This window comes from Mesorhizobium sp. M5C.F.Ca.IN.020.32.2.1 (assembly GCF_004023105.1).
Classification (GTDB): domain Bacteria; phylum Pseudomonadota; class Alphaproteobacteria; order Rhizobiales; family Rhizobiaceae; genus Mesorhizobium; species Mesorhizobium wenxiniae.
Genome location: NZ_RZSX01001124.1, coordinates 1 through 1,706, shown reverse-complemented (window position 1 = coordinate 1,706; position 1,706 = coordinate 1). Strand labels below are relative to the sequence as shown.

General features: G+C 66.4%; 2 protein-coding genes. Both read right to left on the bottom strand.

Going from position 1 to position 1,706, the window contains the following annotated elements; translation table 11 throughout:
- Positions 1-1,383: FGGY-family carbohydrate kinase (locus tag EOA86_RS33535; RefSeq protein WP_164892279.1), on the bottom strand; the 1,383-nt coding region annotated here is incomplete at its 3' end.
- On the bottom strand, positions 1,383-1,706 hold a 324-nt coding region (locus EOA86_RS33530), incomplete at its 5' end, for a TOBE domain-containing protein (RefSeq protein WP_128345466.1). The genes EOA86_RS33535 and EOA86_RS33530, both read right to left, overlap by 1 nt.

The window sequence follows — 1,706 nt, the reverse complement described above, 5'->3', positions numbered from 1 at the left end:
GTATTGGCCGACGCAAACCGCAGCGATCATCGCGGCGCCCGCCGCACCGGCTTCCTCGCGTTGGCTGGTGCGAATGTCGGCGCCGACGACAGCGCCCAGGATCTTGCGCAGAGCCGGGCTCCTGGCCGCACCGCCTGTCAGCCGGATCTCGCTCGGCAGCGGCCCCATGGCGGCGTAGCAATCGCGCGACGCAAATGCCAACCCCTCGAAAACGGCGCGGACCATGTCGGCATAACCGTGCCGCGACGAAATGCCGACGAAACCGGCCCTGGCATTGGCATCGACGAACGGCCCCCGCTCGCCGGCCTCCGACACGTAGGGCTGATAGAGCAGCGAGGCCGGCTCGGAGACGGATATCCACTGATCGACCAGCGCGATCATCTCGCCATTGGTGCGCGTAATGCCTTGCGAGGCGAGAATGCCGGAGGCGAGGCTAAGGACCCAATCGATGTTGAGTGTCGCCGCCATGTTCGACTGCATCTGCGCAAAGACGCCGGGCGTCGGCATCGTCATCGTGTAGCCGGTCGCCGCCTCGTTGAGCAGCACCTCGTCCGGCGTCTGCGCAAGCCGCATATGCATGCCGGTGGAGCCGATGATGGAGCAGCCGGGCTTGCGCTCGCGGTCGAGCAGGCCAGCGCCGAGCGCGGTGCAGGCCACGTCGACATAGGCCAGCACCACCGGCGTACCGGAAAGCAGCCCGGTCCCTTCGGCAGCCGTCGCCGAGAGACCGGCGCTATGCCTGGTGCCGTCGACGATCGGCGGCAGCAGATGCCTGAGATCAGCGACGCCGAGCACCTCAAGCACATCGTCGCAATAGCCACGAGTGCGGAAGTCGCCAAAGGTGAAGGTCCCCTCCGACGGATCGGTGGCGCGTTCCCCGGTCAGGTTGAAATAGAGCCAGTCCTTGCAATGGAATGCCGTCGCCGCCTTGCCAAGTATGTCAGGCGCGTTGCGCTTCATGAAGGCAAGCTGCGGCCCCTGCTGACAGGCGGCCAGCCCGCTGCCGGTCTTTTCGAAACGGAGCCGGTCATCGGGCCGCGCGCGGATCTCCTCGACGATCGCGGCAGCGCGCGCGTCGAGCCACAGCCAGCCCTTCGCGACCGGCTCACCCTCCTTGTCGATCAGCCAGGTGCCATCGCCCTGCCCGGTCACGGCGATGGCAATGGTGCGGCTGGCAAGGTCCGGCACCTTGTCGGCAAGCTGGCGCAAGGTGGTCGCGGTATCGGCCCAGGTGCGCGCCAGATCCTGCTCGGCGCCGCCGCCCGGCAAGGTCTCATACCGGTTCGGCAACGCAGTGGCCGCGAGCTGCCGGCCCGCCGTGTCGAAGGCGACGGACTTGATAACAGACGTGCCGGCGTCGATGCCGATCAGCACATCCCGCATCAGGCAAGCTCCATGCCGTGCGAAATGGCCATGCCGCTGGACTGATCGAAGACGTGCAGGTTTTTCGGATCGATGCTGATATTGATCGGCGCGCCAAGCTCCAGCCGGGTCCGATCATGTTCGACCAGAACGAGCGAACCGCCGGCGAAATCCGCCGCGATATGCGTCTGGTCGCCGAGCCACTGGTTGGCCGAAACCGTTGCCGGCACGCCGTCCTTCGAGCGGCGAACCGCGTAGGGCCTTATGCCGATGACGACCCGCTGCCGTTTGAGCAATTCGTCGCGAACCGAGCCGCTGAACGCGTCCTTCTCATAGTCGAGCGA